The 6,209-nt window shown below is 67.8% G+C and carries 7 protein-coding genes; 3 read left to right on the top strand and 4 right to left on the bottom strand.

The genetic code is table 11. From position 1 onward, the window contains the following. Nucleotides 1-66: 66 nt before the first annotated feature. On the top strand, nucleotides 67-930 hold the full coding sequence (locus AC5JJ2_RS03905) for a carbonic anhydrase (RefSeq protein ID WP_495856647.1): 864 nt from the start codon (nucleotides 67-69) through the stop codon (nucleotides 928-930). Further along, the gene (locus AC5JJ2_RS03910) at nucleotides 927-1,820 is read left to right on the top strand and encodes a bestrophin family protein (RefSeq protein WP_495856648.1); all 894 of its coding nucleotides are present in this window, start codon (nucleotides 927-929) and stop codon (nucleotides 1,818-1,820) included. Before AC5JJ2_RS03905 ends, AC5JJ2_RS03910 begins: the two co-directional genes overlap by 4 nt. A 166-nt stretch (nucleotides 1,821-1,986) precedes the next feature. Here the strand turns inward: AC5JJ2_RS03910 and AC5JJ2_RS03915 are convergent, their stop codons facing one another. Genes AC5JJ2_RS03915 through AC5JJ2_RS03925 form a run of 3 tightly spaced genes read right to left on the bottom strand, consistent with a single transcriptional unit; the run spans nucleotide 1,987 to nucleotide 3,121 of the window. After that, nucleotides 1,987-2,298, bottom strand: a complete 312-nt coding sequence (locus tag AC5JJ2_RS03915; protein ID WP_495856649.1) for a hypothetical protein — start codon at nucleotides 2,296-2,298, stop codon at nucleotides 1,987-1,989. Further along, entirely contained in the window at nucleotides 2,295-2,723 is a 429-nt protein-coding gene (locus AC5JJ2_RS03920; RefSeq protein WP_495856650.1) for a hypothetical protein, read from the bottom strand. Before AC5JJ2_RS03920 ends, AC5JJ2_RS03915 begins: the two co-directional genes overlap by 4 nt. A 14-nt stretch (nucleotides 2,724-2,737) precedes the next feature. Continuing rightward, the gene (locus AC5JJ2_RS03925; RefSeq protein ID WP_495856651.1) at nucleotides 2,738-3,121 is read right to left on the bottom strand and encodes a hypothetical protein; all 384 of its coding nucleotides are present in this window, start codon (nucleotides 3,119-3,121) and stop codon (nucleotides 2,738-2,740) included. A gap of 291 nt (nucleotides 3,122-3,412) precedes the next feature. Between AC5JJ2_RS03925 and AC5JJ2_RS03930 the strand changes: the two genes are divergently transcribed. Beyond that, nucleotides 3,413-4,438: a hypothetical protein gene (locus AC5JJ2_RS03930; RefSeq protein WP_495856652.1), complete on the top strand. Its 1,026-nt coding sequence runs from the start codon at nucleotides 3,413-3,415 to the stop codon at nucleotides 4,436-4,438. 119 nt (nucleotides 4,439-4,557) lie between these two features. Here AC5JJ2_RS03930 and sthA read toward each other — a convergent pair whose 3' ends face one another. Beyond that, on the bottom strand, nucleotides 4,558-5,979 hold the full coding sequence (gene sthA / locus AC5JJ2_RS03935) for a Si-specific NAD(P)(+) transhydrogenase (protein ID WP_495856653.1): 1,422 nt from the start codon (nucleotides 5,977-5,979) through the stop codon (nucleotides 4,558-4,560). Nucleotides 5,980-6,209: the final 230 nt, after the last annotated feature.

A 6,209-nucleotide genomic window follows, 5' to 3' on the forward strand; every position in this document is an offset into this window, starting at 1 on the left:
TCGAACTCGCCATGGCCTTCATCACACTCAATAAGCTGTTATGAAACAGCCTCTAAGGAGCGCCCGATGTTCGACTTGATCTACCGCATCGACCCGGCCGCCCCCGGCGGCCGCCCGCCGAAGACCGCGGCCGCCGCCCGCAAGCGGCTGGAGGACGGCAACCGCGACTTCGCCAATCTCGTGCAGCCCGATTCGCCGGAACAATCCGCGCCGCGCATCATCACGCTGAACGCCGACGCGCTCGGCCTCGCGCACGCGGACGGGTCGCCGCCGAAGCAGAAGCCGTTCGCCGCGGTCCTCGGCTGTGCGGACGCCCGCGTGCCGATCGAGCTGATCTTCGGCCAGGCGGCGAACGACCTGTTCGTCGTGCGGGTGGCGGGGAACGTGCTGGGGGCGGAGTGCCTCGGCAGCCTCGACTTCGCGGTGACGAACCTCGGCAAGAGCCTGCGGCTGGTCGTGGTCCTCGGCCACAGCAACTGCGGGGCCGTGGCCGGGGCCGTGAAGGCGTTCATGGACCCGCACGCGTACCTGGACATCACCCTGAGCCACCCGCTGCGCGCGGTGATCGACCGGATCATGGTCGGCGTGCGGGCCGCGCACCGGGCGCTCGAGCAGGTCTACAGCCAGGATGTCGAGCGAATCGCCGGCTACGAGGACGCGTTGCGAGAAACGGCCATCGTGTTGAACACCGCGATGATGGCCGCGAGCATCAAGCGCGAGTACCGCGAGAAGATCGACACGGACTTCGACGTGGCCTACGGCGTGTACAACCTCGCGACCCGCCGGGTGAAGCTGACGCTCGAATCCGAGGACGACGTGACCGTGAAGCTCGCCGCGCCGCCGGACAGCGGCGACGGGTTCGACAAGCTCGGCCTGTTCATCGCCGGCAGCGGCATGATCCGCCGGCTGCTGGGGGGCAAGGCGAAATGAAGCGGGCGTCCCTGTTCCGCCGCCTCTGGCCGCCGCTGCCCGTGTGGCGGCGGCTGGACGCGGCCGTGTTCGTCGTCGTCATCTACGGCGTCGTCGTCAAGTACGTCACCGACCTGGAGCACTGGAACTTCCCGAAGTGGATCGGCGACCTGGCCGTCATCAACGGCGTCATCCTCGGCGTGCTGCTCGGGTTCCGGAACATGCAGGCGTACGACCGGTGGTGGGAGGCCCGCAAGCTGTGGGGCCAGCTCATCAACGACTCGCGGAACGTCTGCCTGAAGGTGAAGGCGATGGTCGCGGCGGAGCCGCTGGAGTACCAGCGGTTCGGCCGGCTGATCGTCGGGTTCGCGGTGAGCTTGAAGAACCACCTCCGCGGCGGCCGGCCGCTGCAGGACGTGCCCGGCTTCGAGAAGGAAATCGCGACGCCGGCCCACGTCCCGCTGCAGTTCGCCGAGTGGGTGTACCAGCAGTTGAAGGCGTGGCGGGCGGCGGGGAAGCTGTCCGAGATGGACGCCTTGATCCTGGACCCGCACGCGAAGGCGCTGATGGACGTGAGCGGCGCGTGCGAGCGGATTCGGTCGTCGCCGGTCCCGCTGTCGTACCGGGCGCTGCTGCGGCACGGCACGATCCTGTACCTGGCGTCCGCCCCGTGGTTCATGGCCGGCGATTACGGGTACATGGCGGTCGGCGTGGTGGCGCTGCTGGCGTACTTCCTACTCGGCATCGAGCTGACGGCCGAGGACGTGGAGGAGCCGTTCGGCAAGGACGGCGACGACCTGGAGTTGGGCCGCTACTGCGAGACGATCCGCAAGTCTGCCGAGCAGGTGCTCGGCGACCTGGGCCTGGGCGACGTGGAACTGAGCACGTTCGCCGTGCCGCGGGTCAGTTAGCGGTGGGCTTGCCCACCGTGCGGGCCGAGTCTTCGAGGCCCGCACCACCTTCCTCCCGCGGAGAACTACCTGCGATGGGAGGAAGGTCCCGGCGGGAGGAAGGGCCACGCGGGTTCGAGTCTTCGAGAACCCGCACGGCGGGCAAGCCCGCCGCCATCTGGCCGATTTATTCACCGGTCACTGCGGGACCGGTCAATCTCGATAAATGTTCTGCAGAAGTGATGAAGCCAATTACCTCTGCCCCGGAATCGGTTGGTGCGAACCGTTCGACGGCCAACACCTCGGCCAGCTCCCAGGACACGGGTTCGCCTTCGCGGTTCTCGTAGGTGTGTGCGACTTCGTTCTCGACGCGCCTGCGAGCCTCCGTCGCATCAACGCCGTCAAACCACCGAACTTGGAAGTCGAGCGATCCCGTCAACACCCCGGCGACACGGCAACGATAAACAACCATGATCAGGTGATGTGGCTGATCGTTCACGATGTCACGGACTCAATGACAGCGGCTTGCAACCGCGTGGAATCCATTGCCCCGGGTGCGGATCGGAGGCTCAACACCTCCCGCTTGACGCGGACCTTCTGCTCGCCCGGCGTGTTCGCGATGGCCACGTCCAACCGCACGGGACCGCTCTCCCCCGCGCGGCGAAGTTCGTACCGACCGCCATAGGGTTGGAACTCCACCCCGGACTCGTCGGCCGCAGCCTTCCCGAGTCGGGCCAACAGCGGGCGGAACAGTCGCCCACAGGGGGGCGGAATCGTGGCGGTGCTTTCCCCGACGCGGCAGAGGAATTCGCCGTCGGTTGCCTCAAGGGACAGCGCGTCGGCGTGTTGGCCGAGGACCAACAGTTGGTCGGCGAGCCAAATCAAACCGTTCGGCACGGATGGGGCCTGCTCGAACAGCTTCACGACATGATCGGCCGTCATATCAGCACCACCTGCTTGGACAGGTTCGGCCATTCGGCGACGAGGTCTTCGAGGCCCAGACCCGGCTCGAACCGCAACTCGCCCGACGCGGCGACCGCGGCGGCGAACGGGTCCCTGTAAATACTATCGACGATCTCGGAGGGGACTTCAACCTTGAGCACGGCCGCTCCGCCCTCGGTCGGGAACAGCGCCGCCTTCTTCCGGGCGTAGTCCTCGGCCGTGCCCAGCCCCAAATCCGGGTCGCCGTCGCGGGTTGTTGAGAAGCCGTTGGCCCGCGAGTACGGGTCGCCGCCAGGTTCGACGAAGTTCGGATCGGGCGGGTGGGTCAGCAACCGCTCGGCCCGGCGGCGGGTTGTCCCGTGAAGCAAGACGACAGCCACGCTTGGAGTCCCCCAGTCGTGGTTATTCTGCCCCGCTTCACCGGGTAATTTTTACACCCGCCCGGCGGCCCGCGCGGAATTGTAAAACTTACCACAAGAAATCGCTCCCCTCGGACCGAACGGCACGAGCCGCCGTCGCCGGAACCACCCGCCCCATCGCACCTTAGACGGCCACGATTTTCCCCCGCCGCCCCCCGCCCGACATCACGGCATCCGGCTTGCGGTTACAGTTCCCCTGCACCTAGACTTTGCCAACTACATTCGGGTCGGGTCCGCACGGAGGTCAAGGGAATGACACTGCGTCGGTTCGTCGGTGGGTTCGTTTGCGCCTTGGTTTCGTCCCTCGCGGCGTCGGCCGGCGAGGGCGAGTTCGATCGGGACGGGTCGTACAAGACCACTAACTTCCGCGTCACCGCCCCGACGCGGGAACTCGCCGAGAAGTTCGGCGACATGGCCGAACACTTCCGCCGCGAGAAGGCCCGCGAGTGGCTCGGCGAGGAGATGCCGAACTGGTCCCAGCGGTGCCCGCTGCGGGTCGAGCTGCGGATGAAGGACACCGGCGGCGCGACCACGTTCACGTTCGGCGGCAACGGCGGCCGGTCCGGCGTGCTGTCCCAACAGATGCACATCTTCGGCGAGCAGAAGCAACTGCTCGAGAGCGTCCTCCCGCACGAGGTCACGCACACGGTCCTGGCGTACCACTTCGGGCAGGCCGTGCCGCGGTGGGCGGACGAGGGCGGCAGCGTGCTGAGCGAGAACGACAGCGAGTGCTTCACGCACGACATCCGCTGCCGGGAGCTGCTCAACGGCGGCCGCGGCATCAAGCTGCGGGTGCTGTTCACGCTCAAGGAGTACCCGCGGGACATGATCGTCGTGTACGCGCAGGGGTACTCGATCTGCGACTACCTCATCAACCAGCACGGCGGGCGGGCGAAGTTCCTGAAGTTCGTCCGCGCCGGGATGCGGAACGACAACCGCAACTGGGAGGCCGCCGTCCGCGACACCTACGGGTTCGAGAGCGTGGACGAACTCGAAGAGAAGTGGATCGAATCGCTGCGGACGCCGCCGCAACGGTCCGCGAAGGCGAAGGCCCCGGTCGCGAGTACCACGGCCGTCGCGAGCCGGGCGAAGGAGACGGACGTGCGGCTCAGCGGCCTGTCGGCCGTGCCGCGGCTGGAAGCGCCGACCGTCGCCCGCGGGGCGGCCCCGGACCGCGAGGAGCGGATCCGCCCGGAGGCGCGGACGGCCTCCCGCAAGGACGAGAACCCGCCGCCGATCGCGCTGCTCCTCCCGCCGGAATACGCGCCGAAGAAGTAGAAGAAGAAATGTTCACCGCGGAGGGCGCAGAGGGCGCGGAGAAAGCCAGAAGAAATTTCAAAAGAATCTTTCTCCTGGTTTTCTCCGCGCCCTCTGCGCCCTCCGCGGTGAAATCGGTTTTAGTCTTCCGTTTGACTTCCCGTCCCTAGACGCCGCTCCGCGTTCAGGGCCGCGTGCTTGTACAGTTCGCCGAGCGTCGGGTAGTTGAAGCACGTCCGCCGGAACAGGTCGATCCCACCGTCGGCCATCATTGCCATCACACCGATGTGGACCACCTCCGTCGCCTGCTCGCCGATGACGTGGACGCCGAGGAGCTTCCGCGTGCCGCGGTGGAACAGCAGCTTCAAGAACCCGTCCCGGTCGCCGATGATCTTGCCCCGCGGCACGTCGGCGTAGCTCGCCCTCCCGACGACGTAGTCCACGTTCTTCTTCTTCAGCTCCTCTTCGGTCGCACCGGCGGCGCTCAGCTCCGGGATCGTGTAGATGCCGGTCGGCAGCACCGGGGCCACGCACGCGTCGTCGCAGCCGGGGTCGCAGATGTGCTCCGCCGCCTCCCGGCCTTGCTCGGCACTCGTGGACGCGAGCGCCGGGAATCCGATCACGTCGCCGACCGCGTAGACGTGGGGAACGCCGGTCTGGAAGTTCGCGTTCACCGGCACGCGGCCCTTCTCCGCGAGCGTCAGCCCGGCGAGTTCCGGCTTCAACTCCGGCGTCCGGCACATCCGCCCGGCGCAGATGAGCGCGTGGTCCACGTCGAGAATCCGCCCGCTGGAGAGCGTCAGCTTCACGTGGTCGGAGCCGGGGTCCGGGCAGGACTGCACGTTCTCCTTCCAGATGAAGTTCACGCCGAGCCGTGTCATCGCCGCTTGCAGGGCGGCCGACACCTCGCCGTCCACGAACGGCAGCAGCTTGTCCCGGCCGTCCACGAGGTACGTCGGCACGCCGATGGCCGCGAACATGCACGCATACTCGCTGCCGATCACCCCGGCCCCGACGACGGCGATCGACTTCGGCAGCTCGTGAATCTTCAGCAGCTCGTCCGAGTCGTGGATGCGGTCGTGCTCGAACGGGATGCCCGGCGGCCGGACCGGCACGCTGCCGATGGCGATGACGATATGGGAACCCCGGAGGCTGACGGCGGACCCGTCCGGCCTCGTGACGTGGACGGTGTGCGGGTCGGCGAACGCGCCGGTCCCGTGGACGACGGTGACGCCGTGCCGCGCGAAGGCGTCGGCGATCCGTTCCCGCTCGCCGACGCGGACGGCCCGCTCGTGGCGGATGAGGTCGTCGATGGTCGCCCCGCGGCGGATCGACAGGTCCACCCCGTACAGGTCGCGGGACCGCAGCCCGGACAGGGCGAGGGCCGTCTCGCGGAGCGTCTTACTCGGCACCGTCCCGGTGTTGACGGCCGCCCCGCCGTGGTACGGTTGCTTCTCGACGACGGCGACCCGCTTCCCGTTCAGCGCGGCCGTGACGGCCGCCGACTCCCCGGCCGGCCCGGCCCCGATGACGATGACATCGAACGACTCGCCGTTGGCCATGGGGTGCGCTCCGTGGGATAATCACAGTGTAGTCACAAAGTAGTAGGCACACTCCGTGTGCCGTCCCCTCGGCGGGTCGGCGAGTTCGCCCGAGCCGCTGCGGGGAGTTCGTCCGGGTCGCGGCGGCCCATAGTAGTAGGCACACTCCGTGTGCCGTCTCGTTCATGCGCCCAGCGAGTTCGTCCGGGCCGCTGCGACCGACAGCAGACGGCACACGGAGTGTGCCTACT

It is taken from the genome of Limnoglobus sp. (assembly GCF_059499385.1).

What these genes read in the sequence shown, in the direction of transcription:
- AC5JJ2_RS03905 (WP_495856647.1), top strand. Translation starts at nt 67, where the DNA reads ATGTTCGACTTGATCTACCGCATCGACCCGGCCGCCCCCGGCGGCCGC.
- sthA (WP_495856653.1), bottom strand. Translation starts at nt 5,979, where the DNA reads ATGGCCAACGGCGAGTCGTTCGATGTCATCGTCATCGGGGCCGGGCCG.
- AC5JJ2_RS03910 (WP_495856648.1), top strand. Translation starts at nt 927, where the DNA reads ATGAAGCGGGCGTCCCTGTTCCGCCGCCTCTGGCCGCCGCTGCCCGTG.
- AC5JJ2_RS03930 (WP_495856652.1), top strand. Translation starts at nt 3,413, where the DNA reads ATGACACTGCGTCGGTTCGTCGGTGGGTTCGTTTGCGCCTTGGTTTCG.